Source organism: Halorubrum ejinorense (genome assembly GCF_039522565.1).
Taxonomy (GTDB): Archaea; Halobacteriota; Halobacteria; order Halobacteriales; family Haloferacaceae; genus Halorubrum; species Halorubrum ejinorense.
Genome location: NZ_BAAADQ010000003.1, coordinates 236261 through 262354 on the forward strand (window position 1 = coordinate 236261; position 26094 = coordinate 262354).

Genomic DNA, 26094 nt, shown 5'->3' on the forward strand with positions numbered 1-26094 from the left:
GGTTCCGTCTCCGACCTGGGCTCGGAGCGACTCCTTATTACCCTCCCGGGCGTCCGTACCGGACATGGATGGAGATCGACGTCGCGCCGACGGGGGCGACGCCGAGGCGGAGACCGTAGAGGATCGCTTGGCGCGGTTGGTCCGTGACGGACGGCTTAACGCGCTCGTCGCGTGGGCGATGATCGCGGCTCTCGCTGGGGTGCTCGTCGAGAGCGCCCTCGACTACGACCTGCTCTCCGCGGCGATCGTCGTCGGACTGGGGGCGGTCGTCCTCGCGCCCACCGTCGCGGCGCGGGACTGGCGGGCAATGCTCCCGGCGGAGTTGGTCACCCTCGCGCTGTTGCCGGTCCTCGTGCGGGCGGTCTTCGGCGGCGAACTGGGGACGTTCGCGACGTACGTCGCCATCGCCGCGCTGGCGCTCGTGATCACCGTCGACCTCCACATGTTCACCACGCTGCGGGTGACCCACTGGTTCGCGGTCCTCTTCGTCGTGTTAGCGACGCTGGCGACGGCGGCGGTGTGGACGGTGCTCCGGTGGAACCTCGACCAGCGCGTCGGCACCGAGTTCCTCACGACGAACGACGCGCTGATGCTCGAGTGGATGTACGTCACGCTGGCGGGGCTCGCGGCGGGGATCCTCTTCGACGGCTACTTCCGGCGCCGAGGCCGGCAGCTCCGCCGCGTCATTCGGCGGGTGGTGCGGCGATGAGGCTGCTTCCGCGCCCCTCCCTCGAATCGCAGCGGCGCCTCACCGGCGCGATGCAGGTCCTCCTGATCGGCATCGTCGCCTACGGCTTCGTCGCGGGCGAACAGAAGGCGATAAGCAACGGGATCATCGCCTTCCTCGTCACGCTGATCCCGGCGACGCTGGAACGTCGGTACGACCTCCCGCTCGACCCGTGGCTCGCCCTGTGGATCACGATGGCGGTGTTCCTCCACACGGTCGGGTCGGCCGGGTTCTACCAACGCGTCGAGTGGTGGGACCACATGACGCACGCGCTGTCGGCCTCGCTGGTCGCCGCGGTCGGGTACACGACGATGCGGGCGGTCGACCTCCACAGCGACGGGATCCGGATCCCGCCGCGGTTCGCGTTCGTCTTCATCGTCGTCATCGTCCTCGCGTTCGGCGTGCTCTGGGAGCTGTTCGAGTTCGGGCTCGACATCGTCGCGACCGAGACGGGCATCGACATGCCGCTCGCGCAGCACGGCCTCGACGACACGGTGCTCGATCTCATGTACAACACGGCGGGAGCGATTCTCGTCGGACTGTTCGGACAGGCGCACCTCACCGGCATCGCGGAGACGGTCCGGGACCGACTGCTCGGGAGCGCGGCCGAGTAGCGACCCGGCCGCGGGCCGGAGACGACAGGTCGCTCAGTTCAGGCAGGCGGCGACGACCCGCAGCGCCGCCTCGCCACGAACCTCGTTCGCGAGCAGCGGCACGCGCTTCACCTCGCGGCCGCGGAACAGGTCCGTCGCCTGCCGGAGCGCGTTCTGTTGGACGTCCCACCGTCGCGCGCAGAACTCGCAGCTGTCGGGGTTCGGCTCGACCACCCACTCGGGGTCGATGCCCGACCCGTCCCCGCCCGTCACGTCACCGACGCCCTCCATCACGCGGTTGACGATCAGCGTGTTCACCGGAATCTCGAACTCGTCGAGGCGCGCGACGAGCCGCTCGGACTCGACGACGCTCATCTCCTCCGGGATCATCACGGCGCGGAAGTCCGTCTTTGCGGGGTCGCGGAGGACGGCCCGCAGCCGCTCGATGCGCTCGCGCAGTTCCTCCAGGTCCGCGGAGGGGTCGGGGTCGTCGTCGCCCCCGCCGAACATCCCCTTGATCCCGTCCATCATGCCGGAGAAGCGCTGGCGGAGCTTCATCACGCGGCCGAGCATCGAGTCCATGATCTCCGGCAGTTGGAGGAGCCGGAGGGTGTGACCCGTCGGCGCGGTGTCGACGACGACGCGGTCGAACCGCGGGTCGTCGAGGTACTCCAGCAGCTGTCGCATCGCCGCGGCCTCGTCGGCGCCGGGCATCGTCCCCCCGAGGAGTCCGCCGAGTCCCTCCCCGTCCTCGCCCTCGGGGCCTCCCATCCCGCCCATCGCGTCGCCCATCTCGCCGAGGCCGCCGAGGGGGTCGGCGTCGGCGCCGAACATCCCCTCCTCGACCGCGGCGTCCGGGTCTATCTCGGCGGCGTAGAGGGGCATGTCCTCCCGTATCTGTGCCGGCTCGGCGGGGATGTCGGTCTCGTAGGTGTCCGACAGCGAGTGCGCGGGGTCGGTCGAGACGACGAGCGTCCGGACGCCGCCGGCCGCCGAGGCGAGCCCCGTCGCGGCCGCCATCGTCGTCTTCCCGACGCCGCCTTTCCCGCCGTACAGCACGTAGTCGGGCGCGTCGACGCCCGCCGGGAGGTCGGCGAGGTCGTCGTCGACGGCGAGGGAACTGTCCGTCTCTGCGGGTTCGACGGCACCATCGCCTTCGGGCTCGTCGACGCGGTCGACCGGCTCGACGTCGATGTCGTCCATACCGACGTGTCGTTCCGGCGGGCTTGTGTACTCGTCGGTCCCGATAAGCTATCAACGTCGTTTCCGCGGCGAACTCACCCGAATGCTCAGTCGATCGCTTATGAATGGCTGCGTGTGCACCGACGGCGAACACGCCCGAAGCCCTAGCAATCTACTTATAAATAGTCGGTTGCGGATCGGCAGAGAACTCCTCCAAAGCCCCAGCCGCGAGGGCGCCGTACGCTCGCTGCGCGCTTCACTCGGTCGCTCACTGCGTTCGCTTCCTCGTTCCAGTGCTTGCGTCGCCTACGGCGCCCTCGCGGCTGCCCCTTTGAGTCCCGCCCCGCCCAGCACAGCAACCGCGCCTCACGCCTCCCCAGCCTCGCCGCTCACGCCCTGCGGGCGTTCGCGGCGTCCCTCGCGCGTGCTCCTCGCGCCCTGCGGGCGCTCGGAGGCACGCGCCGCCGCAATGCCGTTTGTTTATAAATGGTTATTCGATCGCGCCGTCGGGCTCGACGTCCATCCCGAGGTCGGCCATCGCGTCGAAGAAGCCGGGGAAGGAGACGTCGACGTGCTCGGCGCCGCGGATCGTCGTGGTGCCCTCGGCAGCGAGCGCGGCGACCGCGAGCGCCATCACGATCCGGTGGTCCGCGCGGCCGTCGACGGTAGCTCCCTTGAGACTGCTCTCGTCGCCGTGGATCGTGAGGACGTCCGGCTCTTCGGTCGTCTCCGCGCCCATGGCCGACAGCTCCTCCGCCATCGCCGACACGCGGTCGGTCTCCTTGTAGCGGACGTGTTCGCAGTTCTCGATCCGGGTGTCGCCGTCCGCGACCGCGCCGAGCGCGGCGATCGTCGGGAGCAGGTCGGGGGTGTCGCCCACGTCGACGGTGACGCCGGTCAGGTCGGCGCGTTCGACCCCGATCTCGCCGGCCTCGCGGTCCCAGTCGACGCTGGCACCCATGCGGTCGACGATCTCGACGATGGCGGCGTCGCCCTGCGCGCTGGGCCGCGCGCCCTCGATCCGGAGCGACTCGCCCGGTTCGGCCGCGACCGCGCCGGCGCCGAGCAGGTACGAGATAGAGGAGAAGTCGCCGGGGACGGCGTAGGTCCCGTCGCTCGGCGCGTACGTCTGTCCGCCCGGAACCGAGAAGCCGGCGGCCCCCGCGGCGCCGTCGAGGGCGTCACCGGCCTCGTCGAGCGGCGTCGCCTCCACGCCGAAGTCCGCGAGCAGTTCGAGCGTGATGTCGACGTACGGCGCGGACTTCAGCGGCGTCGTGAGGTCGACGGCGATCCCCTCGTCGGTGACGGCGCCGGCCATGAGCAGGGCGGTGACGTACTGCGAGGAGACGTCGCCCGGGATCGCGACCTCGCCGCCGGCGAGCGGCCCGCTGACGACGAGCGGCGCCCGCCCGTTCGCCCGCGTCGACTCCGCGCGCACGCCGAGGTCGCCGAGCGCGTCGAGGAGCGGGCCCTGCGGGCGCGAGCGCAGCGACTCGTCGCCGGTGAGCACTGTGGCGCCGTCCGCGAGCGCGGCCGCGGCGGTGACGAGCCGCATCGTCGTCCCCGAGTTCGCGCAGTCGATCACGTCGTCGGGGACGCCGGGCCGCCCGGCGAACCCCTCGACTGCGAGCGCGTCGGCGTCGGTGAGGTCGGACCCGGCGTCGGCGCCCGCCCCCTCGGCGTCCGCGGGCGCGACCGCCCCCCCGAACGCGCCCACGGCTCGGGCGGTCGCCCGCGTGTCGGCCGAGATCAGCGGCGATTCGACGGTCGCGCCGTCGCTGTAGCCCGCCGCGAGCAGCGCGCGGTGGGTGTAGCTCTTCGACGGCGGCGCGCGGGCGGTCCCTCGGAGGTCTGAGTGCGTGACGCGGACGTCCATACACCCCCTGCCGGCCGCGGCGACAAGTCGGTACCGACCGCGGCACGATTGCGACGGGCGGGGCATCGAAACGCGAACGGCGTCGACGCGACGCCGCGGCACACCCTTTATACCACCGGGAGCGTTAGCGTCGCGTATGCCCCAGTGTGAGATGTGTGGCGCCGAGGAGGCCTCGCTGACGACGACGAAGGTCGAAGGCGCCGAACTGGAGCTCTGTAGCTCGTGTACGGACTTCGGGACCGAGGTCCGCGACGAGTCGACGAGCTCCGGCGGCGGCAAGTACTCCACCAGCTCCAGCACCGGGAAGTCGTCCTCGTCGTCCGGCTCGTCGAGCAGCTCGGGCAGCTCCGGCGGCTCGACCCGCCCACGCGACATGTTCGACGACATGGACGAGATCGCCACCGACTACGACGATCGGATCCGGAACGCGCGCGAGTCCCGCGGACTGAGCCAAGAGGAGCTGGCGGATCAGCTCAACGAGAAGGCGAGTCTCATCCGCAAGCTCGAACGCGGCGACACCCTCCCGACCGACGACGTCCAGCGCAAGCTCGAAGGCGCGCTCGACATCTCGCTCGTCGAGGGGCAGTCGTCCGACGACGCCGACTGGGAGACCGACGACCCCGGAACGATGACGCTCGGCGACGTCGTCAAACGGAAGGACTGAGCGGCCGTCGTCTCGGCCCGTTCCGCCGCGATCGAACTACCGCTTTTCGTCCGCGCTCGCACCGCTCTCCGCGCCGCCGTCCGTCGACTGGACGCCGTACTGACCGGTGAGGTAGTCGATGATGTAGTCGACCGTCTCGGGGTCGTAGCTCCAGAACCCGTAGAACTCGCCCGGCGCGCGCTCCTCCGCGAGCAGGGCGCACTTGGCGCCGTCGTACCCGCCGCCGTCGTAGGCGACGAACCAGGTCTCGCGTATCTCGGCGGTCCGACCCGTGTGGACGGTGTAGTGTTCCACGTCGGGCGCGTCGCCCTCTGCGGCCGCGTACGCGTGAACGTCGAGGTCCGACTTCTCGCCGAGCAGGTCGTAGGTGTCGGACTCGCCGCTGAGCACGTCGAGCGTCTGGAACCCCGCGTGGAGCTCCCCGTCGCCGACCCGCCACGCGCGGTCCTCGATCTCCCGCGACGCGGCGACCATGTCGCCGCGCGAGTAGGAGGTGAACATCGTCTCGTCGAGGTGGTCGAGGATCGGCTTGCCGATTCGCGCGTCGTCCGGGGGACCGAGCGCTCCCTCGCCGTTCCCGGTCGACTCGGTGTCTCCGGGTGCCCCACCGTCGCCGTCGGCGTCCGCCGTGCCCCCGAGGCCCGGCAGGAGGTCGGTGACCGCCGCCGCGGTGACGAACTCCCCGTCGCGCGAGAGGACGGCGTAGCCGTCCGGTCCGGCCTCGCTCCGCTCGTCGACGATCCGGATGTTGCGGTCGGCGAAGTGTTCGCGGAGCGCCGTCGTGACCTCCGGATCGGCGTTGAACACGGCCAACGTGGCCTTGCGAGCCTCCACGCCGGCGATGAGCTCGATGAGGGACATCTCCTTGTCGCACCCACAGTACGGCGGTATAAGGGCGTTTATGCTCCGGCCACCTTGGACGTCGGGGGCATCGGGGCCGACAGCCGCCGGAGTATGAAGCTATTTGCGCCCGCGGCCCGCGAGTAGGGGTATGTTCATCCTGGTGAACCTCAAGGCGTACCCGTGTGACCCGATCGAGGTAGCGACCGCGGCCCGCGACGTCGCCGAGGCGTCCGGCGCGCGCATCGCCGTCTCGCCGCAGGCCGCCGACCTCGCTCGCGTCGCCGACACCGGCGTCGAGACGTGGGCCCAACACGTCTCGCCGAACGCGCACGGGTCGCACACCGGCTCGACGCTCGCCGAGGCGGCCGCCGAAAACGGCGCCGAGGGAACCCTCATCAACCACTCCGAGAAGCGGCTGAAACTCGCCGACATCGACGGCTCGGTGGCGGCCGCCGAGCGCGCGGACCTCGAGACGGTCGTCTGCGCGAACAACCCCGCGCAGATCGGCGCCGCCGCCGCGCTCGGTCCCGACGCGGTCGCCGTCGAACCGCCGGAACTCATCGGCGGCGACGTCTCCGTCTCCACCGCCGACCCCGGGATCGTGGAGGACGCGGTCGCGGCCGCGGAGGCGGTCGACTCCGGCGTCGACGTGTTCTGCGGCGCCGGCGTCTCGACCGGCGAGGACGTCGCCGCCGCCGGCGACCTCGGTGCCGCCGGCGTCCTGTTGGCCTCCGGGGTCGCGAAGGCCGACGACCCGGAAGCCGTCCTCGAAGACCTCGTCTCCGGGATCTGAGGCGGAAGCCCCCGACTGAGAGCCGTCGAATCGGACGATCCCGGCCCACGCTCGTTTTTCCGTAGCGATCGACTCGCGAGCGACCCCCTACCGGCCCCTGACCGACGAGCCGTGGCTGCTGCGTTTGCGGATCTGTATAAAGACATCGATGTGAGCGACTCACACGATCGAGAAACCGCACGACGGCAGCGACTTCGTCTGTCCGGCTGGATCGTCGCGTCTAGTAACCTTTAACCGAAACAAGCCGCTACCTGTGACCAAGATGGCGAGCAACAAGATTCTCGGTATCGACCTCGGTACCACCAACTCCGCGTTCGCGGTGATGGAGGGCGACGAGCCCGAGATCATCGCGAACGCCGAGGGCGACCGGACGACGCCCTCGGTCGTCGCGTTCGCCGACGACGGCGAGCGGCTCGTCGGCAAGCCGGCGAAGAACCAGGCCGTCCAGAACCCAGACCGCACGATCCAGTCGATCAAGCGGCACATGGGCGACGCCGACTACACCGTCGAGATCGGCGACGAGGACTACACGCCCGAGCAGGTCTCGGCGATGATCCTCCAGAAGATCAAACGCGACGCCGAGGAGTACCTCGGCGACGACGTCGAGAAGGCGGTCATCACGGTCCCCGCGTACTTCAACGACAAGCAGCGACAGGCGACGAAGGACGCCGGCGAGATCGCCGGCTTCGAGGTCGAGCGCATCGTCAACGAGCCGACGGCCGCCTCCATGGCGTACGGCCTCGACGACGAGTCCGACCAGACCGTCCTCGTGTACGACCTCGGGGGCGGCACGTTCGACGTGTCGGTCCTCGATCTGGGCGGCGGCGTCTACGAGGTCGTCGCCACGAACGGCGACAACGACCTCGGCGGCGACGACTGGGACGAGGCGCTCATCGACCACCTCGCCGACGAGTTCCAGAACAACCACGGTATCGACCTCCGCGACGACCGGCAGGCGCTCCAGCGACTGAAAGACGCCGCCGAGGAGGCGAAGATCGAGCTGTCGAACAAAAAGGAGACGACGGTCAACCTCCCGTTCGTCACCGCGACCGACAGCGGTCCGGTCCACCTCGAACAGTCCGTGACGCGTGCGACGTTCGAGAACCTCACCTCCGACCTCATCGAGCGCACCGTCGAGCCGACCGAACAGGCGCTCTCCGACGCCGACTACTCCAAGTCGGACATCGACGAGGTCATCCTCGTCGGCGGGTCGACCCGGATGCCGCAGGTCCAAGACAAAGTCGAGGAGCTCGTCGGCCAGGAGCCGAAGAAGAACGTCAACCCCGACGAGGCGGTCGCGCTCGGCGCGGCGGTCCAGGGCGGCGTGCTCTCCGGCGACGTCGACGACATCGTGCTGCTCGACGTGACCCCCCTCTCGCTCGGTATCGAGGTGAAGGGCGGTCTCTTCGAGCGGCTCATCGAGAAGAACACCACGATCCCCACCGAGGAGTCGAAGGTGTTCACCACGGCCGCGGACAACCAGACCTCGGTCAACGTCCGCGTCTTCCAGGGCGAACGCGAGATCGCCGAGGAGAACGAGCTGCTCGGCGCCTTCCAGCTCTCCGGTATCCCGCCGGCGCCCGCGGGAACCCCGCAGATCGAGGTCTCGTTCAACATCGACGAGAACGGCATCGTCAACGTCGAGGCCGAGGATCAGGGCTCGGGCAACGCCGAGTCGATCACCATCGAGGGGGGCGTCGGCCTCTCCGACGAGGAGATCGACCAGATGCAAGAGGAGGCCGAGAAGCACAAAGAGGAGGATGAGGCCCGCCGCGAGCGGATCGAGGCCCGTAACGAGGCCGAGACGACGATACAGCGCGCCGAGACCCTCTTAGAAGAGAACGAGGAGGAGCTCGACGACGACGAGCTCGTCGCCGACATCGAGGCGGCCATCGAGGACGTCGAGGACGTCCTCGAAGACGAGGACGCCGAGACCGACGAGATCGAGTCCGCCACCGAGGCCCTCACCGAAGAGCTTCAGGAGATCGGCAAGCAGATGTACGAGGGACAGGCCGCACAGGCCGGTCCGGGCGGCGCGGGCGGCGCCGGTCCCGGCGGCATGGGCGGCATGGGCGGCATGGGCGGCGGTGCCGGTCCGGGCGGTGCTGCCGGCCCCGGCGGCGCCGGTCCCGGCGGCGACGGCGACGACGAGGAGTACGTCGACGCCGACTTCGAAGACGTAGACGACGACGAGGAGTAACCCGCTCCGACCCGATCCTCGACGCCTCGACCCCGTCGTTTAAATCGACCGGCAGATCAACACCAATCAACGAACGCAACGAATGAGCGAAGACTTCTACGACGTCTTGGGCGTGTCGCGGGACGCCAGCGAAGACGACATCAAACAGGCGTACCGCAAGAAGGCCGCCGAACACCACCCGGACGTCAGCGACGACGAGAACGCCGAGGAGCGGTTCAAGAAGATACAGAAGGCCAAGGAGGTGCTCACCGACGAGCAGAAGCGCCAGCAGTACGACCAGATGGGCCACGACCGGTTCACCGAGGCCGACAAGCGCGGCGCGACCGGGGGCGGCGGTCCGGGCGGCGCGGGCGGCCCCTTCGGCGGCGCCGGCGGCGCCGGCGGTGCCGGGGGGTTCGAGGACATATTCAACCAGTTCTTCGGCGGCGGCCGCGGCGGCGGCGGTGGCGGCCGCGGCGGGGGCAACCGGCCGCGGCAGGGCCGCGACCTCAAGACGGGACTGACGATCGACCTCGAGGAGGCGTTCGACGGCGCCACCAAGGAGGTCACGCTCACGCGACCGACCGAGTGTGACACCTGCGACGGCGCCGGTCACCCGCCCGACGCCGACGTCGAGACGTGTTCGCAGTGTAACGGGCGCGGACAGGTCCAACAGGTCCAGCAGACCCCGCTCGGGAGAGTTCAGCAGACCTCGACCTGTCCCCGCTGTGAGGGCGAGGGCGAACTGTACAGCGAGGACTGCGAGGACTGCGGCGGCGACGGCGTCGTCCGCGAGGACGCGACGCTCTCGGTCGAGATTCCTCCGGGGATCCGCTCCGGACAGAGCCTGCGGATGGAACGCGAGGGCGCGCCGGGCGAGAACGGCGGCCCGAACGGCGACCTCCTCATCGAGGTCGACGTCGACGTCGGCGAGCGGTTCGAGCGCGACGGCGACGACCTCCGCGTCAACGAGGCGGTCTCGTTCCCGCAGGCCGTCTTCGGCGACACCGTCGAGGTCGAGACGGTCGACGGCACCGTCGAGATGGACGTTCCGGCCGGGACGCAGAGCGGCGAGACGTTCCGGCTCAAGGGGAAGGGAATGCCCCGGCTCCGTCGCCGCGGACGCGGGGACCTGTACGTTCAGGTCGCCGTCGTCGTCCCCGAGTCGCTCAACGACGAGCAGCGCGAGGCGCTGGAGGCGTTCGCCGAAGCGGGCGGCGAGGACATCGACGTCGGCGGCGGCTTCTTCGAGAAACTGAAGAGCTCCTTCTGAGCGGTCTCCCGCCCCCTGCCGCTGGAGCGGCGTCTCGACGGCCGCGGCCCGTGGCTTTTCGAGCCTTCGGACCGTCCGTCGACGCATGGGCTACGACACGACGGCCTACGACGACGTCGAACCGCGCGCCCCCGGCATGTACTTCCTCCGCGACGCGCTCGACTGTGAGCAGCTCGGCGTGACCGTCGTCGAGGCCGACGACGGCTGGGAGGGGATGGAACACGACCACGGCGACGCCGACCACGAGGAGGTGTACGTCCTGCTTCACGGCGAGGCGACGCTCACCGTCGACGGAGACGCCGTCGACCTCGCGCCCGGCGACGCGGTCCGCGTCGACCCCGGGTCGACCCGCGATCTCACCTTCTCCGCGGACGGCTCGAAGATGGTCATCGCCGGCGCACCCTGACGCCGGCTCGAAGACGGTCATCGCCGGCGCGCCCTGACGCCGGCTCGATGATAGTCATCGCCGGCGCGCCCTGACCGTCCGTCCGGGTCGGCGATCCGGCTCTGTCGGCCGACGCCGCAGCGTTAAGGCGCGCCCGCCCCCACGTCCGCGTATGAACCTCGTCGGCGACCTGCTCGCGCGCGACCGACGCACCCGCGAGACGGCGCTCGTCACGCCGGACGGACGGGAGCGGACCCACCACGACCTGATCACGAACGGATACAAGGCGGCGAACGTGCTCAGGTACCTCGGCGTCCGGGCGGGCGCCACCGTCGCCGTCGACCCGACGCCCGGTTTTCACACCACCCTCGCGTTCCTCGGCGCCGCGGCCGTCGGCGCGCCGGTCCGGTTCGATCCGGATGCGGGGATCGACGCCGGCGATCGGGTCGTGCTCGCCTCGGTCGCGACCGCGTCCGGCTTCGACCCGGCACCCGGGACGAACCTGGCGGCGTTCGGCGGCCCGCCGGAGCGACCCGAGACCACGCACTGGGAACAGGAGCTCTGGAGCGAGAACCCGGGGATGCCGCCCAGCGATGTCGGTCCCGACGACGACGCGATCCTCGGTTCGGACCGCTCGTTCAGCCACCGCGACCTGTGTTCGCTCGCCGCGGCCGCCGTCGAGGCGGCCGAGATGGGCGAGGAGACGCGCGTCGTCCTCCGGCGCTCCTTCACCGACTCGCCCGCGCTCGCGGCCGGGCTCGTCGCCCCGCTCTCCGTCGGCGGGACGGCGGTCCTCGCACCGCCGGCTCCCGAGTCGGAAGCGGCCGCCGCACCCGGCGAATCGCGAGGCGACGTGGCGGTGGCCCCGGATGGGGTCGACGTGCCGGAGCCGCGACGGATCGCTCCGGCGTCGCTCGCGTCGGCGATCGAGTGAGCGCCGTCGTCCCGGTCAGTCGCCAGTCTGGTCGGCTCTCACTCGCCCGGCCGCTCCGGTCCGGCGACCCGACTCGACTCGCCGCCGTTGTCTCCCTCGCCTGCGTCCGACCGCGTCTCTCGGCTCTCGTTCGTCTCGGCCGTTAGAGGGCCCTGGCCGATCTCGTCACCGACCGCCGACCGGCCACCGCTCTCTCGGTCGAGCGCGCGCTCGTACCACGCGATCTGCTCGCGGTGGAGCGAGTGGATCATGTCGGCCAACACGCCGAACACGAGTAGCTGGATACCGAGGATGACCGCCCCCACGGCGCCGACCGCGATGACCTCGTGGCTGATACCGAACGCGAGGTACCGATAGAGCACGAACCCACCCATTGCCAGCCCCGCCGCGGTCGACGCCGCGCCCGCGCTCCCGAAGTAGAACAGCGGGTTGTTGGTCTTCGCCTTCCGGTACAGCTCTAAGAAGATCACCCCGCCGTCTCGGATCGGGTGGAGGTTCGTCGCCGAGCCGCCGGGTCGCTCCCGGTACGTGACAGGCACCACGGTGACCGAGAGTCGGTTTTTCACGCACTCGACGGCCATCTCCGTCTCGATGCCGAACCCGTCGGCGGTGAGGTGGAGACGAAGGAACGACTCGCGCGTGAACGCCCGATAGCCGGAGAGGATGTCGCGGTACCCCTCGCGGTGGATCGCCCGGAAGGCGAGGTTTATCAAGCGGTTCCCGATCCGGTTCAGGCGCGTCATCGCGCCCGGCCGCATGTCGGCGAAGCGATCGCCGATGACGTGGTCGACGTCGCCCCGGAGAAGCGGGTCGAGCATCGCCGACGCGTCGTCGGCGTCGTAGGTGGCGTCGGCGTCGGCCATCAGCACGTACCGCGCGTCCACGTGGTCCCGAACCGCCTCCCTGACCGCCTGCCCCTTCCCCCGTCCCGACTGCTCGACGACGCGCGCACCCGTCTCGCGGGCGATCGACTGCGTCTCGTCCGCCGACCCGCCGTCGATTACGAGGACGTTCTCGAAACCGGCGTCACGGAAGTCTCCGACGACGCGTGCGACCGTCTCGGCCTCGTTCATCGTCGGCAGCAGGACGCAGACGTCGTCGTACTCGCTCATCAGTCGTAGCGATCACGGGGGAGTCGCTAAACTCTGTCCCTCTCGGGACCCGCGGGGACCCAGTTCGCGGCGACCGGCCGGCGACATTCGTGTGACCACCCATACGCTCATGTGTGTGAGCATTGATCGTGGTCGTATGTCGCAGCCACCGACCGACCACGTCGACGAGCTCCTCAGCGCCGCCCGTACCGCGACGGGCGACGAACTCCGGAGCCTCACCTACTTCACCGAGGCCGACATCGACCAGCTGTACCTCCGTAGCGACCTGAGCAGGACAGCGGACTTGGTCGGATTCGCGGAGAACGAGCGACAGGGGTTCCGCGCGCAGTCGCTGTACGCGGACACCCAGCTCGGCGACTACCACTTCACGGTGCGGGTGTTCGAGAACGGCTACCTCACGCGCGTCATCGCCAACGGCCACGGCGTGTGGCTGACGACCGACTCCATGGAGATAGATCGGTTCGAGGAGCTGGCGAACGCGCTCGCGACGATCCTGCGGTCGTTCGACCCGGCCTGAGTCGGCGCCGACTCAGCCGAGGTGACTCTCCAACTCGCCGACCAGCTCCGCCTCGTCGACGGGCTTCGTCACGTAGCCGTCGGCGCCCGCCTTCACCGCCTCCATCATCTTCTCCTGCTGGTCGACGCTCGTACACATCACGATCACCGCGTCCGGCCACCGGTCTTTGATCGCGGCGGTCGCCTCGATCCCGGTCATCTCCGGCATCACGACGTCCATCGACACGGCGTCCGGCTCGTACGCCTCGAAGAGTTCGACCGCCTCTGCGCCGTTTTCCGCCTCGTCGACGACTTCGAACCGGTCTGACAGCGCGTCCCGAACGACGGTCCGCTGGAAGGAGGAGTCGTCGACCACGAGTACCCGCTCGGTCATACCCGTTTTCCTATCCAGACCGACATAAGCGCGCGGATCGGTCGCCGGAGACGGGGGCGTCCGGTCGCTTCGTCGTCGACGCGCCGGCGCACGCCGGCCCCGCTCGACTCGCTGAATCCTTGCATATTCGATGAAGCGTATAATGAACATGGGAACAACGTTAAGGTCTATCCCACGATACGTTCGCGTATGGAAACGCGGAAGGTCCAACGGCTAGGGCCGTCGACGCTGGCGATGACGCTCCCGGCTGAGTGGGCACAGGAACACGGCGTGAACAAAGGCGACGAGGTGTCGCTGCGGATGGGCGGCAAGGGAACGCTCACGGTGCTTCCCGAGTCGGTGAGCACGGAGGAGTCGGAGGCGGTGATCAATGCCGACGCGCTCGACGCGCGCTCGCTGGAGCGAGCGATCGTCGCGCAGTACGTGCTGGGACGGCGCGTGATCCACGTCCGGAGCGAGGGGGCGCTCGACAGCGAACACATCAACGCGGTGTACAAAGCCGAGACGCAACTGATGGGGCTCGGCGTCATCGAGGAGACGCCGGAGGACATCTCGATCCGCTGTTCCGTCGACCCCGAGGACTTCACCCTCGATAACCTGCTCGAACGGCTGGAGAACACGGGATCGACGATGCGCGGCGAGGGCGTGAAGGCGCTCGCGCACGGCAACCCCGACCTCGCGCAGCGCGCGCTAAACCGCGAGCGGCAGGCGAACAAGATATTCGTCCTGCTGCTCCGGCTCATCTTCACCGCCTACCAGAACCCGAACCTCGCCCGCGCGGTCGGTCTCGAAGAGGGATTCCCGCTCATCGGGTACCGCTCCGTCGCGAAGAACCTCGAACTCACCGCCGACAACGCGGAGGACATCGCGGAGATCGTGATGGAAGCCGATGGGCACACCCTCGACGTCGACAGCGCGACGATGCGACAGATCCGCGAGTTCACCGACCAGGTGGACGAGCTGACCGCGCTTGCGGTCCGGGCGGTCGTCGAGCGCGACTACGACCTCACCGTCGAGTGTCGGGATCTGTTCTCGCGCCTGGAGGACCGCGAACAGGAGATCCTCGACGAGCTGCCGAGCGACTTGGACAACGAGACGCTGCTCATGACCCGCGAAGTGCTCGTCAGCCTGCAGCACACCGCGGAGTACGCCATGCGGAACGCCGAGATCGCGGCGAACCTCGCGCTCAACGAGGCGTCAGAGCACGTCGAGATCATCTAAGTCGGTCGCAAACCGACCCGCGCCTGCGGCCGTCGGGCGCGACCGCGTCGCGCGGTTCGCATGAACTAAGTGGTCCCCCGCGAAGCGGTCCGTATGAGCGAGGGTTCCATCGAATCGGACAAGGAGGTCGGCGTCGCGCTCGCACTCGGCGCCATCGCCGTCGTCGGCGCCATGGTGATGTTCGCGTACCCGGGTCAGCTCGGGAAAGCGTGGGGATTCGCGGGCGCGTTCGTCTTCGCGACGCTCGCCGTCGGCGCGGTTCAGCTGTTCGACTGACCGGTCGACGCGCGTCTCGATCGGCCTTCATTTTCCGTCGGTCCGGTCCGTTCGGTCGGCCGGCGCACGAAAACGAGAAACCGTTAAGGACGTCAGACGCGTACATCCGGTAATGAGCGAGTACACCGAGGAGGAACAGCGGATCCTCGCGTACCTCACGGACAGCGTCACCCGTGGTGAGCGGTACGTTCGCTCGAAGACGATCGCCGACGCGATCGGCCTCACCGCCAAGCAGGTCGGCTCGCGGCTCCCCCGTCTGGCCGAGAAGTCGGACGACGTCGACATCGAGAAGTGGGGCCGCGCCAAGTCGACGACGTGGCGCGTGACGCCGGACGGGTGACGACACGGCCCGGACCGTGACGATCCGGCGCGTTCCTTCCGTTCTCCCCGATCGTGCCGGCGCGTTCTCCGTACTCGGCTCCGCCAACGCGCATTTTTAACCCCCGTAGCCCCAAACGGGATCGTATGACCGTTCGAGTCTCCCGGACGTTCGAGTTCGACGCGCCGCCGGCCGACGTGTGGGCGTTCATCTCGGACGCGAAGCAGCGCGCGGGCGCCATCAGCGTGGTCGACTCCTTCGACGTTCACGACGACGGCACCGCGACTTGGCACGTCGCGCTGCCGATACCGATGATCCGCTCGACGATCGACGTCGAAACGGAGGAGGTGGAGCGCGACGCCCCGAACCGAGTGAAGTTCGTCGGGAAGTCGCGGGCGTTCCGCGTGACCGGCGAACACGTGATCACGGAGACCGACGACGGCGGATGTCGGCTCGCGAACGAGTTCGTGGTCGACGGCCGCCTCCCGGGCGTCGAGTCCTTCTTCAAGCGCAACTTCGACGCCGAGCTCGACAACCTCGAAGACGCGCTCCGCGCCTCCCTGGCCTCTCCGGCATGAGGCTCGCGGGCGTCCAACTGGCGGTCGACGGCGGCGCCGTCGAGGACAACGTCGACCGGGCGCTCGACCGTGTCCGCGAGGCCGCGGCCGACGGCGCCGACCTCGTGGTTCTCCCCGAACTGTTCGACGTCGGCTACTTCGCGTTCGACTCGTACGCCCGCGCGGCCGAGAGCCTCGACGGCGACCGGCTCGCTCGGTTCGCCGCCGCGGCCGACGAGCACGACGTGGCGGTCCTCGCCGGGACCGTCGTCGAGGACCTGTCGGCGTCGGCGGCCGACGGGCTCGACGTCCCCGCGGAGTCCGGCCTGGCCAACGCGGCGGTGCTGTTCGACGCCTCGGGCGAGCGCCGGCTCGTCTACCGGAAGCGGCACCTGTTCGGATACGGGTCCGAGGAGACGGACCGGATGGTCCCCGGCGAGCGGACGCCGGTGACGGAGGTCGCGGGCGTCACGGTCGCCGTGACGACGTGTTACGACCTCCGGTTCCCGGAGCAGTTCCGCGCGATGGTCGACGCGGGCGTCGAGTGCGTCCTGGTCCCGAGCGCGTGGCCGTATCCCCGGGTCGAACACTGGCGGACGCTCGGCCGCGCGCGAGCCATCGAGAACCTCGCGTACGTCGCCGCGATCAACGGCAGCGGCCGGTTCGACGACGACGACACGCTCTGCGGCCGGAGCGCGGTGTACGACCCCTGGGGGACCACGCTCGCCTCGGTCGGCGACGACCCCGGCGTCGTGACGGCGACGGTGGACCCCGACCGCGTCGCCGCGGTCCGCGAGGAGTTTCCCGCGCTCCGCGACCGCCGCTGAACCGCTCGCAACCCGTTCGAAGCGGTGCGCTATCGACCGTCCGACGGGTCGATCTGTGACCGTCGCTCGCCTCGCCCGATCGAGATGCCGATTCGGACATGTTTATACGCGTGAGACACATACGTCCGATCGCCGAAGTCCGACGCTTTTCTCGTTGGAGTTCGGCGCTAACGATCCGCGCACCCGTCCCGGCCGCCCGGGCGGCGATGCCGTCGACAGCTTGGGGGTCCGCTGTTCGGCCGCCGCCCGCCCGTCCGCCTCTCTCCCCACCTTCCCACTCGCCTTTCGCCCGCTCCGTTCCGGCTGCCACCCCTTCGCGACTTCCTCTCCACCTCGAGTTCCTCCCCACCTCGAGCTCCTCTCCACCCCGACTTCCTTGCTTGGTCCGGCCTCCGCCGCGTCTCGGCTCTCGGTACCGTCCACCGTCGGACCGAGCGTCGATCCCGGGACGACCCGGGGAAGGGTCGCTCGTCGCCCCGCGAGTATCTGCTGTGATAACTCGGGCGATAGCTACTTACGTGACTCGGCAGAGGTGGTAAACGCCGCGGACGAATCCGGCCGGCCCCATCCCGCTTCGGGCCGGCCGGCCACTCGCTTCCACCGTCCGTCGTCCGCCGGCGTGGGTTCGGGCCCACCCGCTCCCACACCGAGCCCGAACCCCTTTCTGTACGCGTTCTCCGCTCCGGGCAGCGGCCGATGTCGCCCGCGGTCCCGCGTCCGAAGCGCAAGGACGAAACCCTCGGCCGACGAACCGGCGGTCGAATGTTCCCCCGCGAGTATCGCGGCGTCGCCTTCGTGATCGGACTGTTCCTAGTCGTCCAAGTGGGCGCGCTGGCGCTGGTCCCCGAGTTCGCCGAGAGCGGGTACCAGGCGGTCGAGAACCCCGACAACCCGGCGAACAGCCTGCTGTACGTCGTCGCCATCGTCGCGATGACCGGGGTGATGCTGGCGGCGTTCCGGTACGACTTCGACTGGGCGATCCGGCTGCTGATCGTCGGCACCTCCGCGTGGCTCTCGTGGTACGTCTTCTCGGCGCTCGTCTCGCCGCTCGCGGCCGTGGTGCCGGCGGTCGCGGTCGGCGTCGGGCTGCTCGTTCACCCGGAGTGGTACGTGATCGACACTGCCGGCGTGTTGATGGGGGCTGGCGCGGCCGGGCTGTTCGGCATCTCCTTCGGCCTGTTGCCGGCGCTCATCCTGCTCGCGGTCCTCGCCGTCTACGACGCGGTCTCGGTGTACGGCACCGAACACATGCTGTCGCTCGCGGAGGGCGTGATGGACCTCAACATCCCGGTCGTGTTGGTGATCCCGCTGTCGCTGTCGTACTCGCTGCTCGATTCGGGCCCCGCCAGCGAGGAGGCCGCAGGGGTCGGTGAGGACGCGGACGGCGAGGGGGACGCGGCCGACGCGGCGTCGGCGGAAGACGGGGCGGCGAAAGACGCAGAAGCGGACGGTTCGACGGCGGCCTCGAACGAGGGAAGCGGCAAGAACGACGACGACGCGGGCGAACGCGACGCCTTCTTCATCGGACTCGGCGACGCCGTCATCCCGGCGGTGTTGGTCGCGAGCGCGGCGACGTTCTCGTCGGCGCCGAACCTGTCGGTGCCCCTCGTGGGCGTCAACCTCCCGGCGCTGCTCGCGATGGTCGGGAGCCTCGCGGGGTTGGTCGTGCTCATGCGCTGGGTGATCCGCGGCCGGGCCCACGCCGGACTGCCGCTGTTGAACGGCGGGGCGATAGGCGGCTACCTGATCGGGTCGCTGATCGCGGGTGTGCCCCTGATCGAAGCGCTGGGGCTCGCGGCGTTCTTCTAGGCCGATCCGGGCGTAACATTACGGTCGGCGGCGGCCACCGGCATCGAAACTGCTCGGGTATCCGCGGTCGGAGCCGACGAGGGCTCTCCGGCTACCGAGACCCCCGAAGCCCCAGTCGCGAGGGGTCGCGCGGCTCGCTGTGCGCTTCAGTCACTCACTTCGTTCGTTCCCTCCAGTGCTTGCTTCGCCGTGCTTCGCCCTCGCGACTGCCCCTTCGAGTCCCGCCCCGCACCGCAACAGCACCGCGCCTCACGCCTCCCCAGCCTCGTCGGGCGCGTCCGTCGGACTCCCCTCGGTCGTCCTCGGCGCGCCCGACTCCCTCGCGCGTGCTGTTCGGCCGCGGAGCGGCCTCTCAGGCACGCGCCACCGCACGTGTACGTCGTCAGTCGTCGTCGCTCGGATTCCCGTCCCGCATCTTGACGGCGACGCCGGAGCCGAGCGCCTCCGCTTCGGCGCCGGAGAGTTCGGCGCGGCCGACCCCGAAGACCGCGTCGCCCTCGTCGACGACGACGACCTCGTCGCCCGGGCGGATCCCGTCGTCGGCCGCGGTGACGAACTTGGCGAACGCGTCGCGGCCCTCGCGCACGAACGGCTCGCTCTCCTCGCCGACGACCATCCGATGTCGCGGGGCGTCGAAGGCGTCGTAGAGTCGCTTTCCGCCGGCGATACCGAGCGTGAAGCGGCCGTCGGTGCCGTACGAGACGAGGCGGTCGCCCTCGCTGCTGCCGGGGGTGTCGTCGACGTCGCCGTCGATCACCTGTCGCGGGCGGCCGCCGCTCGATCGGCGGACCGTGAGCGGGTCGCCCGGGGGGAACAGCGCGTCGCCCGCGCCCGCCCCGAACTGGTAGTCGGCGGCGGTCCGCAGGTCCGCGAGGACGTCGGCGTCGGTCATGGCCGGGCTTTCGCGGCCGCGCGGAAATCGGTTGCGACACGCTCGGCGCGCCGCTCCTCGGATTCGGCGGGTCTCGGCGACCGCGCTGAGCGCGTCACTCGACGGACGGGAACGGCGCGGTGACCTCGTCGCCGTCGACGCGCCAGCGCTCGGCGAGGCGTCGGTACGTCGCCGGGTCGGCCGCCGGCTCCGACCCGACGGCCTCCGGCGGCGACTCGCGAAGGGCGGCGGACAGCGCCTCGCGATCCAGTCGCTCCCCGTCGCCGTCCGCGAGCGCGTCGGCGAGCGTTCCGGCCGCCGAGGCGATCACCTTCGCGCTCTCGATCCGGTGGCCGAGGTCGAGCGCCGCGGTCAGTCGCTCCGCGGTCGCCGCCGCGTCGCCGCGCTCGGCCGCGACCGCACCGAAGGCCGCGCGCGACTCCGCCTCGACCAGCGTGAACCCCCCCGCCAGCGCGGCGTCGATCGCGTCTCGCAGCGCCGCCTCCGCCGTCTCGGTGTCGCCGCGTTCGAGCGCGAGCAACCCGCGAAGCCGGTTCAGCGCCGCCACCCGTTTTCGCCCCGGGTGGTCGCCGATCAGCGACTCGGTCCGCTCGATCAGTCGCGCCGCCGCCTCGTCGTCGCCGCGGTCGAGCGCGACCTCGGCCAGCATCGTGGTCGCCATGGCGCTCCGACTGTCGGCGCCCAACGCCTCCAGCGACGCGAGCGCGTCCCGCAGGTACCGCTCGGCGCGGTCGAGGTCACCGGAGAGGTGCGCCGCGTCGCCGAACTGACACACCGCGAACGCTTCGTAGAGGTCGGAGCCGATCCGGCCGGCGATCGCGCGCGCCTCGGACGCGCGGGCGACCGCCTCGTCGACGTCTCCGCGCTGTTGTGCGACCCCCGAGAGGTTCAGGTGGGAGATCGCTTCCCGGTGTTCGTCGCCGACCGTCCGGTAGCCGTCGAGCGCGCGCTTCCCGGTCCGTTCGGCGCGGTCGAGGTCGCCGCGACGCCGCAGCGTGACCGCGAGGTTCGTCCGGACGTTCGCCTCTCCGTGAGTGTCGTCGTGCCGCCGGAACAGGTCGCCCGCGACCCGGTAGTGATCGAGGACGGCGTCGGTCCCGTCGAGGGCGTCGAGCGCGTTCCCGACGTCCATCAGCGCCTTCGCCGTCGCGATCGGGTCGCCGATCTCGGCGGCGATGGCGTACGCCCGCGAGGCCGCCTCGTACGCGACCTCGTAGTCCCCGGCGAAGTGGGCCGCCTGCGCCCGTCCCCGGATCGCCGCCGCGAGTCCGGCGCGGTCGCCCGCGGCCGCGAAGCGCCCTTCGGCCCGCTCGAACCGCTCGCGCGCCGCGTCGTACTCCCCGCGGCGGCGCGCCACGTCGCCGTAGCCGCGCTCCCGCTCGGCCGCGCCCGCCTCGTCCGTCGGCCGCCACGCGTCCAGCGCGTCGGTCGCGCCGTCGAGGTCGCCGGCGTCGATATACATCCGCGCCACCCACTCCGCCGGTCGGTCGCGCAGGTCGTCGGGGCACGCGTCCGGGAGGTCGATCCACGCGTAGCGGACCCGGCCGTACAGCGCCGCAAGCCGCGGGTAGCGTCGGCCGACGCCGTACACCGCCCGCACCGTCTCGGCCGCCCACGCGCTCGGGTCGCGCTCGATCCGGTCCACGGTCGGCGCGTCACCGCCGACGGCGCGTCGAACGCGGGAGCGGCGCGCGGGGTCGTCGGCGAGCGCCAGCACCCGCGACGCCGCCCGCCCCACGCGCCTCGCGACGACCGGCTCCGGCTCCCGCTCCACGAGGCGCTCCAAGAACAGCACCGACCACTCGTCGTGTACGGTGCGCCCCTCGCCGTCGCCCGACCCGACGAGCGCCGTCCCGACCAGCCGGTCGAGCGCCCGGCGAACCCCGTCGGCGGTCGGCGACGACTCCCCGCCGATCTCCGCGTCGGAACCCCTCTCAGGGCCGCCGACGAGCGCGTACGCCAGCGTCCGGCCGTCGCCCACGCCGGCGACGTTGAGCAGGTTCACCAACACCGCCACGTCCGCGGTCGGCGGCGGCCGGTTCCGGACCTCCCGGACCGCCTCGGCGACCGACCGCTCCAGCGCGGAGGTCGGGCCCGAGTCGCTCTCGTCGCTCGTCGCCGTCACCGCGTGGTCGGCGGTCCCGTTCGGGCCGTCGGCTCCCGCGACCCCGTCGCCGGTCGCCCGAACGAGGCGGTGAACGAGGCAGAGCAGCTCTCCGACTCGCTCGTCGTCGGTTCGTCGCACGTCGGCGAGCAGGGAACTCGGGTCGGCGGCCGGGGTCGACCCGGTGCAGTCGGCGGCGTGACGAACGAACCGCTCGACCTCGCGCTCGTCGAGCCGCGGCATCCGAACGGTCTCGATCGCCCGCCGGTAGCGGAGGTCAGCGGGCGACAGCGGGAGCCCGTCGGGGTCGTCGTACGGCCCCTCGCGCGCGTCGAACAGGAACGAGACGTCGTCGCGGTCGGCCAACTCGCGGGCGACGCCGACCGCCTCCGCGGCCGCCGGGTCGACCGCGTCCTCGACGACCACGAGGTGGTGGCCGTCGCCCTCGGCGACTCGTTCCCGCAGCCGCTCCGTCGCGGTGAACGGCTCGCCGCCGCCGCTCGACCGGTACGTCACCGGGCCGCGACCGGACCGATACCACGCGACTGCGACGCTCCGACACACGGTGCTCTTGCCGCTCCCCGGCGGCCCGACCACCGCGTGATCGGTCCCCGCCGCGAGTCCCTCGACGAGCAGGTCGGCGACCGAGCGCCGCTCGCCGTCGAAGGTCCCCGTCCTGTCGAGGACGAACCCGGCGTCGACCTCGGGGAACGACGCGGTGGCCCGGAGCGGTCCGTACGGCACCGGCTCCCCGGCCAGCCGGTCCTCGTCGACCGCATGGAAGCCCTGCGCGGCGAGCGGGTCGCGACCCCGCCGGTCCGACTCGACCCGTCCCAGCAGGCCGGCCGAGCCGCTGCCCCGCCCCGTCGCCTCGGACGCGCCCGCGTCCCGGTCGCCGGATGAACCGTCCGAGTCGTCGCCGGAGGAGCCGTCCGAGTCGTCGCCGGAGGAGCCGTCCGAGTCGTCGCCGGAGGAGCTGTCCGAGTCGTCGCCGGAGGAGCTGTCCGAGTCGTCGCCGGAGGAGCGCCCGTTTCGGGGGTCGCCGGTCCTCCGGTCCGACGCAGCGTCTTTCACCGCCGCGAGCGCCTCGCCGCCGTCTCGCCCCCGGTCGATCAGGTCGCGAACCGCGCGTTCCGCCCACGCGACCGCCTCGGGATCGGTCGACACCGCCGCGCCGTGGAGGGTACCGTCGGCGTCGAACGTGAGGAGGAGCGCGGTGTCGTCGGCCGCGACGACGCCCGCGTCGACGGCGTCGACCGCCGCGACCCGACAGCCCTCCCGCCGCGCGACCGTTCCGAGGTCGTCCGCGAACCGTTCGACCGCGTGTCGGTACGCCCCCGCTGCCAGCGCGAGGTCGACGGTTCCGCCGCCGACCGCCGTGCGCCGGAACCGCTCGGCGATCCGGGGATAGGGGAACGCCGGGAGCGCGGCCGCGACCGCGTCGGCGTCGGCGAGCGCCTCGTCGAGCACCTCCAGCGGCCGATAGGGGTCGGGCGTCGCGGCCCGGTACGTCTCCGCTTCGCGCAGTATCACCGGGGAGACGTCGACCGCGGCGTCCAGGGGGTCGAGCACGTCGCCGGCGGCCGCGAGGTCGTCGGCGACGGTCAGGAGGTCGCGGTAGCCCTCGGCGAGCAGTCGCCCGGAGAGCGTCGTCCGGTAGCCGTCCGTCTCGCCGGCGACGAGCCCGGCCGCCTCCAGTTCGTCTATCGCGCGGTTCACCGTCGACCGCGAGTGGTCGAGCGCGTCGACGAGCTCGTGTTTCCGCAGCGGCTCCGCCGCGAGCCGTTCGAGGAAGTCGAGGCGCCGTTCGACGACGCCGACGAGCTCCGACGGCTCGGTCATACGTCCCCTGAACCGTACCACCGGTATAACTGTTTCTTCGGTGACGACTCTCCGCGGGGTGACACAGTGGTTCACGGGGTGAGAATAAGTCGGTTCGATTCGCACGCGAACGCATGAACGGGGACCGGGCGGACGAGACGGACGGGCCGGGAACGGCCGCCGAGCCCGGCGAATCGGTCTCGACCGGCGAGCGCGAAGGGTCGGGACCGGAGAGCGGGGTCGACGAGTCGCGACCGACGCGCGGGCTCAGCGAGCCGGGGGCGACGGGCGGCTCCTCCGCTTCGAGTCCGGACGGACTACCGAGCCGCCCGGCGCGGACCGTGGCGTCGGCGCGGACCGCGGCCGACGAGCTCGAAACGTGGGCGCCGGGCGACGTGAAGGGCCTCGTGCGGGCGGTCGGCGAGCGGTTGGCGGACAGGGAGACCGTCAGCCGACTCGCGCGGTCGGCGGCCAACGAGACGGGGCGGGGCCACCCGGGGACGAAGACCGAGAAGATAGCGACCGCGCTCGACGGCGCCCGACGGTCGGTCCGGGGCGCGCCGACCGCCGGCGTGGTCGAGCGCGACGGCGCGGCGGGCACCGTGACCGTCGCCGGGCCGCACGGCGTGGTCGGCGCGGCGGTCCCCGCGACGCACCCCGTCGTGGTCCCCGCGGTCCTCTCGCTGTACGGCCTCGCCGCCCGGAACGCGGTCGTGTTCGCGCCCTCGCCCTCGACCGTGGAGACGTGCGACGTCGTCGTCGAGACCGTCCGCCGGGCGCTGTCGGGCGCCGGGGCGCCGACCGACGCGGTCTCGATGCTGCCCGCCCCGGCATCGAAACCCGGGACCGACGCGCTGTTCGAGCGGGCGGACTTCGTCGTCGCGGCCGGCTCCGAGGCGACGGTCGCGGCCGGACAGCGGTGCGGGACGCCGAACGTCGCCGCGAGCGCGGACGGCGTCGTCGCCGTCGCCGACGGGTCGGTCCCGCCCGAGGCGGTGGCCACGCGGGTCGCCGTCGGCGCGACGTACGACTTCGGGGCCCACCCCGCCGGCGACGCCGCGGTCGTGACGGTGACGCCCGCCGTGGCCGACCTGTGTGCCGCGCTCGAGGCCGAGGGCGGGTACGTCCTCGACTTCGACGAGCGAGAGCGGTTCCGAGCGCTCCTCGGCGACTCGGTCGCCGGAAGCGGTCGCGGCGCGGACGAACGGAGCCGAGAGAGCGACGAGGCGACCGGTACCGAGTCCGACCCGCGGGGGAACTCGCCGCGGTGGCTGGCGGCCGCACTGGACCTCCCGAGCGCGGCCCGCGAGGCGGCCTTCCTCGTCGCCGAGCCGGAGGGGGCCGACGACCCGCTCGCGACGCTGCCCGGCGTTCCCGCGGTCGCCGTCCACGGCCGCGACGGGTTCGACGCCGCGACCGGGCTCGCGGCCGAGATCGGTTCCCCGCACGCCGCGGCGGTCCACACCACCCAACAGCGCCGGGCTCGCCGGGTCGCGGAGCGGCTCGCGCCGGGCCGTCTCGTGGTCAACCAGCCGGGGATCGCGGCGACGGGCACGCGGTCGAACGGGTTCGCGACGGCGCCCGTCCTCGGCGGCGGGGCCGCCGAGGGAAGCCAACTGTACGGCGGACTCACCCCGGAGCGTCTCGCGCAGACGGCGACGGTGGCCGCGACGAGCGTCGTCGACGAGGCCTCCCACCGGAACGGCGCCGGCGAGACGCTCCGCGGTCCCTGAGCGACGGGAAGAGCGAATTAGCACGCGACGGGTGCCGACCCGGACCGCGGCCCCTCAGAGCTCGATCCGGTCGACTATCGTGCCGTTCCCGTCCGCGCCGTCGCTGTGGGTGTTGATCGCGACGGTTCGGATCCGATCTCCCAGCAGCGACCCGTCGATTTTCGCCTTCAACAGGGAGTCGACCTGATAGACGCCGGCGGCGTTGTTCATGCGGATCACGACCTGAACGGGGGTCTCGTCCCCCCCGCGGAGCGAGACGCGTTCGATCGCCTGCGAGGAGACGGTGTTGATCCCGCGACCCCCTTCCTCGTAGGGGACCCGCGAGCGGCCGCGCTCCATGTCGAGCCCGTCAGCGATCCGGACGACGCCGGCCTCCAGCGTGAGCGGTTGCTCCTCGGTGTGGTGACAGAGGATGGCGTGGAGCACCTCCGCCTTCACGCGGACGCAGTCGCCGACGTCGTAGAAGCTCGGCAGGAGGTCGTCTAAGAGGTCCGCGGCGAGCGGGATCGAGTAGTACGGGTGATCGTGGCGGTGGACGACGTGGCCGATGTCGTGGAGCGTCGCCGCCAGCGCGACGATCACCGGCTCGTCCGCCTCGTCGAGCCCCTGCTGGCGGGCGCCGTTGAACTCCACGCCGCCCGTCTTCAGCAGGTCGTAGAGTCGTAGCGCGCGGTCGCGGACGATCTCGACGTGTTTGGCGCCGTGGTCGTTGTACCCCTTGCGGGCGACGGGGTTGACGTTCTGCGCCTCCAGGTAGGCGACGACCTCTTCGTCCGATTCCAGCCGGGCGAGGACCTCGTTGAGCCGTTCGTCCGGGAACGCGTGCTCGGCGTCCGGGTCGTACTCGTGGCGGCCGGCGTCGGTGTCGCCGTCGACTTCCCTGGCCGGGGCCGGCGCGTCCTCCGCTGTCGGGTCGTGGACGCCGTCGCCGTCGGCCGGGTCGGACGCGTCGTCGGAAGGGTCGCTCATGCGTCCTCCAGAGTCGCCGGCCGGGGATAAATGTGCGAGGCCCGAGGCTCGGCGATGTTAAGTTAAGAACGAGGCGGTTGGTATTTCGAATGCTCTATGTCCGAATCCAACCGCCT

At 71.1% G+C, this 26094-nt stretch carries 24 protein-coding genes; 16 read left to right on the plus strand and 8 right to left on the minus strand.

Annotated elements, in window-relative coordinates:
- The first annotated feature begins 64 nt into the window (after nt 1-64).
- Both ABDZ89_RS05645 and ABDZ89_RS05650 read left to right on the plus strand, forming a co-directional pair.
- Nucleotides 65-709, plus strand: coding sequence for a hypothetical protein (locus ABDZ89_RS05645; RefSeq protein WP_343777345.1), 645 nt, complete (start codon nt 65-67; stop codon nt 707-709).
- Complete coding sequence (locus ABDZ89_RS05650) at nt 706-1341, plus strand: DUF2238 domain-containing protein (protein ID WP_343777346.1); 636 nt, start codon at nt 706-708, stop codon at nt 1339-1341. The genes ABDZ89_RS05645 and ABDZ89_RS05650 overlap by 4 nt, the downstream gene beginning before the upstream one ends.
- A 33-nt stretch (nt 1342-1374) precedes the next feature.
- On the opposite strand, the gene ABDZ89_RS05655 is transcribed toward ABDZ89_RS05650, so the two are convergent.
- Both ABDZ89_RS05655 and aroA read right to left on the minus strand, forming a co-directional pair.
- Entirely contained in the window at nt 1375-2523 is a 1149-nt protein-coding gene (locus ABDZ89_RS05655; RefSeq protein ID WP_343777347.1) for an ArsA family ATPase, read from the minus strand.
- A gap of 469 nt (nt 2524-2992) precedes the next feature.
- Nucleotides 2993-4378 (minus strand): 3-phosphoshikimate 1-carboxyvinyltransferase, encoded by a 1386-nt coding sequence (gene aroA, locus ABDZ89_RS05660; RefSeq protein ID WP_343777348.1) that lies wholly within the window; start codon nt 4376-4378, stop codon nt 2993-2995.
- Nucleotides 4379-4514: 136 nt separating this feature from the next.
- Between aroA and ABDZ89_RS05665 the strand changes: the two genes are divergently transcribed.
- Entirely contained in the window at nt 4515-5042 is a 528-nt protein-coding gene (locus ABDZ89_RS05665; RefSeq protein ID WP_343777349.1) for a multiprotein bridging factor aMBF1, read from the plus strand.
- A gap of 36 nt (nt 5043-5078) precedes the next feature.
- Here ABDZ89_RS05665 and ABDZ89_RS05670 read toward each other — a convergent pair whose 3' ends face one another.
- Nucleotides 5079-5903 carry a DICT sensory domain-containing protein gene (locus ABDZ89_RS05670; RefSeq protein ID WP_343777351.1) on the minus strand — a complete coding sequence of 275 codons (825 nt, stop codon included), beginning with the start codon at nt 5901-5903 and terminating at the stop codon, nt 5079-5081.
- A gap of 130 nt (nt 5904-6033) precedes the next feature.
- On the opposite strand from ABDZ89_RS05670, the gene tpiA reads away from it, so the two are divergent.
- The 5 genes from tpiA to ABDZ89_RS05695 all read left to right on the plus strand — a co-directional run bounded on the left by tpiA (nt 6034) and on the right by ABDZ89_RS05695 (nt 11449).
- The gene (tpiA, locus tag ABDZ89_RS05675; RefSeq protein ID WP_343777353.1) at nt 6034-6678 is read left to right on the plus strand and encodes a triose-phosphate isomerase; all 645 of its coding nucleotides are present in this window, start codon (nt 6034-6036) and stop codon (nt 6676-6678) included.
- A gap of 262 nt (nt 6679-6940) precedes the next feature.
- On the plus strand, nt 6941-8878 hold the full coding sequence (gene dnaK / locus ABDZ89_RS05680) for a molecular chaperone DnaK (protein WP_343777355.1): 1938 nt from the start codon (nt 6941-6943) through the stop codon (nt 8876-8878).
- A gap of 82 nt (nt 8879-8960) precedes the next feature.
- Entirely contained in the window at nt 8961-10130 is a 1170-nt protein-coding gene (gene dnaJ, locus ABDZ89_RS05685) for a molecular chaperone DnaJ (protein ID WP_343777356.1), read from the plus strand.
- Between the two features lie 85 nt (nt 10131-10215).
- A complete protein-coding gene (locus ABDZ89_RS05690; RefSeq protein WP_343777357.1) occupies nt 10216-10536 on the plus strand; it encodes a cupin domain-containing protein in 321 nt (106 codons plus the stop codon).
- A gap of 151 nt (nt 10537-10687) precedes the next feature.
- Nucleotides 10688-11449 carry a hypothetical protein gene (locus tag ABDZ89_RS05695; protein ID WP_343777358.1) on the plus strand — a complete coding sequence of 254 codons (762 nt, stop codon included), beginning with the start codon at nt 10688-10690 and terminating at the stop codon, nt 11447-11449.
- Nucleotides 11450-11487: 38 nt separating this feature from the next.
- Here ABDZ89_RS05695 and aglJ read toward each other — a convergent pair whose 3' ends face one another.
- Nucleotides 11488-12561, minus strand: coding sequence for an S-layer glycoprotein N-glycosyltransferase AglJ (aglJ, locus tag ABDZ89_RS05700; protein ID WP_343777360.1), 1074 nt, complete (start codon nt 12559-12561; stop codon nt 11488-11490).
- A 136-nt stretch (nt 12562-12697) separates the two neighbouring features.
- Here aglJ and ABDZ89_RS05705 point away from each other — a divergent pair, with 136 nt between their 5' ends.
- Nucleotides 12698-13078 (plus strand): DUF7522 family protein, encoded by a 381-nt coding sequence (locus ABDZ89_RS05705; protein WP_343777362.1) that lies wholly within the window; start codon nt 12698-12700, stop codon nt 13076-13078.
- A 12-nt stretch (nt 13079-13090) separates the two neighbouring features.
- Here ABDZ89_RS05705 and ABDZ89_RS05710 read toward each other — a convergent pair whose 3' ends face one another.
- Nucleotides 13091-13450 (minus strand): response regulator, encoded by a 360-nt coding sequence (locus tag ABDZ89_RS05710; protein WP_343777364.1) that lies wholly within the window; start codon nt 13448-13450, stop codon nt 13091-13093.
- Nucleotides 13451-13639: 189 nt separating this feature from the next.
- On the opposite strand from ABDZ89_RS05710, the gene ABDZ89_RS05715 reads away from it, so the two are divergent.
- The 6 genes from ABDZ89_RS05715 to ABDZ89_RS05740 all read left to right on the plus strand — a co-directional run bounded on the left by ABDZ89_RS05715 (nt 13640) and on the right by ABDZ89_RS05740 (nt 18459).
- A complete protein-coding gene (locus ABDZ89_RS05715) occupies nt 13640-14671 on the plus strand; it encodes a PhoU domain-containing protein (protein ID WP_343777365.1) in 1032 nt (343 codons plus the stop codon).
- A gap of 93 nt (nt 14672-14764) precedes the next feature.
- A complete protein-coding gene (locus tag ABDZ89_RS05720) occupies nt 14765-14947 on the plus strand; it encodes a DUF7525 family protein (protein WP_343777366.1) in 183 nt (60 codons plus the stop codon).
- A 112-nt stretch (nt 14948-15059) separates the two neighbouring features.
- Nucleotides 15060-15287 (plus strand): DUF7123 family protein, encoded by a 228-nt coding sequence (locus ABDZ89_RS05725; RefSeq protein WP_004598402.1) that lies wholly within the window; start codon nt 15060-15062, stop codon nt 15285-15287.
- 125 nt (nt 15288-15412) lie between these two features.
- Nucleotides 15413-15844 (plus strand): SRPBCC family protein, encoded by a 432-nt coding sequence (locus ABDZ89_RS05730; RefSeq protein WP_343777368.1) that lies wholly within the window; start codon nt 15413-15415, stop codon nt 15842-15844.
- A complete protein-coding gene (locus tag ABDZ89_RS05735; protein ID WP_343777369.1) occupies nt 15841-16650 on the plus strand; it encodes a carbon-nitrogen family hydrolase in 810 nt (269 codons plus the stop codon). The genes ABDZ89_RS05730 and ABDZ89_RS05735 overlap by 4 nt, the downstream gene beginning before the upstream one ends.
- A 762-nt stretch (nt 16651-17412) precedes the next feature.
- Nucleotides 17413-18459, plus strand: a complete 1047-nt coding sequence (locus ABDZ89_RS05740) for a presenilin family intramembrane aspartyl protease PSH (protein WP_343777371.1) — start codon at nt 17413-17415, stop codon at nt 18457-18459.
- A gap of 382 nt (nt 18460-18841) precedes the next feature.
- Here ABDZ89_RS05740 and ABDZ89_RS05745 read toward each other — a convergent pair whose 3' ends face one another.
- Both ABDZ89_RS05745 and ABDZ89_RS05750 read right to left on the minus strand, forming a co-directional pair.
- Nucleotides 18842-19351, minus strand: a complete 510-nt coding sequence (locus ABDZ89_RS05745) for a PUA domain-containing protein (RefSeq protein WP_343777373.1) — start codon at nt 19349-19351, stop codon at nt 18842-18844.
- Nucleotides 19352-19445: 94 nt separating this feature from the next.
- Nucleotides 19446-23297, minus strand: a complete 3852-nt coding sequence (locus ABDZ89_RS05750) for a tetratricopeptide repeat protein (protein ID WP_343777375.1) — start codon at nt 23295-23297, stop codon at nt 19446-19448.
- Nucleotides 23298-23410: 113 nt separating this feature from the next.
- Here ABDZ89_RS05750 and ABDZ89_RS05755 point away from each other — a divergent pair, with 113 nt between their 5' ends.
- Nucleotides 23411-25009 (plus strand): aldehyde dehydrogenase family protein, encoded by a 1599-nt coding sequence (locus ABDZ89_RS05755; RefSeq protein ID WP_343777377.1) that lies wholly within the window; start codon nt 23411-23413, stop codon nt 25007-25009.
- 54 nt (nt 25010-25063) lie between these two features.
- On the opposite strand, the gene ABDZ89_RS05760 is transcribed toward ABDZ89_RS05755, so the two are convergent.
- On the minus strand, nt 25064-25978 hold the full coding sequence (locus ABDZ89_RS05760) for an HD domain-containing protein (RefSeq protein ID WP_343777379.1): 915 nt from the start codon (nt 25976-25978) through the stop codon (nt 25064-25066).
- Between the last annotated feature and the right edge of the window lie 116 nt (nt 25979-26094).

Excerpts from the sequence above, each read along its gene's own strand:
- ABDZ89_RS05645 (WP_343777345.1), top strand. The coding sequence starts at position 65 with ATGGATGGAGATCGACGTCGCGCCGACGGGGGCGACGCCGAGGCGGAG.
- ABDZ89_RS05650 (WP_343777346.1), top strand. The coding sequence starts at position 706 with ATGAGGCTGCTTCCGCGCCCCTCCCTCGAATCGCAGCGGCGCCTCACC.
- ABDZ89_RS05655 (WP_343777347.1), bottom strand. The coding sequence starts at position 2,523 with ATGGACGACATCGACGTCGAGCCGGTCGACCGCGTCGACGAGCCCGAA.
- aroA (WP_343777348.1), bottom strand. The coding sequence starts at position 4,378 with ATGGACGTCCGCGTCACGCACTCAGACCTCCGAGGGACCGCCCGCGCG.
- ABDZ89_RS05665 (WP_343777349.1), top strand. The coding sequence starts at position 4,515 with ATGCCCCAGTGTGAGATGTGTGGCGCCGAGGAGGCCTCGCTGACGACG.
- ABDZ89_RS05670 (WP_343777351.1), bottom strand. The coding sequence starts at position 5,903 with ATGTCCCTCATCGAGCTCATCGCCGGCGTGGAGGCTCGCAAGGCCACG.
- tpiA (WP_343777353.1), top strand. The coding sequence starts at position 6,034 with ATGTTCATCCTGGTGAACCTCAAGGCGTACCCGTGTGACCCGATCGAG.
- dnaK (WP_343777355.1), top strand. The coding sequence starts at position 6,941 with ATGGCGAGCAACAAGATTCTCGGTATCGACCTCGGTACCACCAACTCC.
- dnaJ (WP_343777356.1), top strand. The coding sequence starts at position 8,961 with ATGAGCGAAGACTTCTACGACGTCTTGGGCGTGTCGCGGGACGCCAGC.
- ABDZ89_RS05690 (WP_343777357.1), top strand. The coding sequence starts at position 10,216 with ATGGGCTACGACACGACGGCCTACGACGACGTCGAACCGCGCGCCCCC.
- ABDZ89_RS05695 (WP_343777358.1), top strand. The coding sequence starts at position 10,688 with ATGAACCTCGTCGGCGACCTGCTCGCGCGCGACCGACGCACCCGCGAG.
- aglJ (WP_343777360.1), bottom strand. The coding sequence starts at position 12,561 with ATGAGCGAGTACGACGACGTCTGCGTCCTGCTGCCGACGATGAACGAG.
- ABDZ89_RS05705 (WP_343777362.1), top strand. The coding sequence starts at position 12,698 with ATGTCGCAGCCACCGACCGACCACGTCGACGAGCTCCTCAGCGCCGCC.
- ABDZ89_RS05710 (WP_343777364.1), bottom strand. The coding sequence starts at position 13,450 with ATGACCGAGCGGGTACTCGTGGTCGACGACTCCTCCTTCCAGCGGACC.
- ABDZ89_RS05715 (WP_343777365.1), top strand. The coding sequence starts at position 13,640 with ATGGAAACGCGGAAGGTCCAACGGCTAGGGCCGTCGACGCTGGCGATG.
- ABDZ89_RS05720 (WP_343777366.1), top strand. The coding sequence starts at position 14,765 with ATGAGCGAGGGTTCCATCGAATCGGACAAGGAGGTCGGCGTCGCGCTC.
- ABDZ89_RS05725 (WP_004598402.1), top strand. The coding sequence starts at position 15,060 with ATGAGCGAGTACACCGAGGAGGAACAGCGGATCCTCGCGTACCTCACG.
- ABDZ89_RS05730 (WP_343777368.1), top strand. The coding sequence starts at position 15,413 with ATGACCGTTCGAGTCTCCCGGACGTTCGAGTTCGACGCGCCGCCGGCC.
- ABDZ89_RS05735 (WP_343777369.1), top strand. The coding sequence starts at position 15,841 with ATGAGGCTCGCGGGCGTCCAACTGGCGGTCGACGGCGGCGCCGTCGAG.
- ABDZ89_RS05740 (WP_343777371.1), top strand. The coding sequence starts at position 17,413 with ATGTTCCCCCGCGAGTATCGCGGCGTCGCCTTCGTGATCGGACTGTTC.
- ABDZ89_RS05745 (WP_343777373.1), bottom strand. The coding sequence starts at position 19,351 with ATGACCGACGCCGACGTCCTCGCGGACCTGCGGACCGCCGCCGACTAC.
- ABDZ89_RS05750 (WP_343777375.1), bottom strand. The coding sequence starts at position 23,297 with ATGACCGAGCCGTCGGAGCTCGTCGGCGTCGTCGAACGGCGCCTCGAC.
- ABDZ89_RS05755 (WP_343777377.1), top strand. The coding sequence starts at position 23,411 with ATGAACGGGGACCGGGCGGACGAGACGGACGGGCCGGGAACGGCCGCC.
- ABDZ89_RS05760 (WP_343777379.1), bottom strand. The coding sequence starts at position 25,978 with ATGAGCGACCCTTCCGACGACGCGTCCGACCCGGCCGACGGCGACGGC.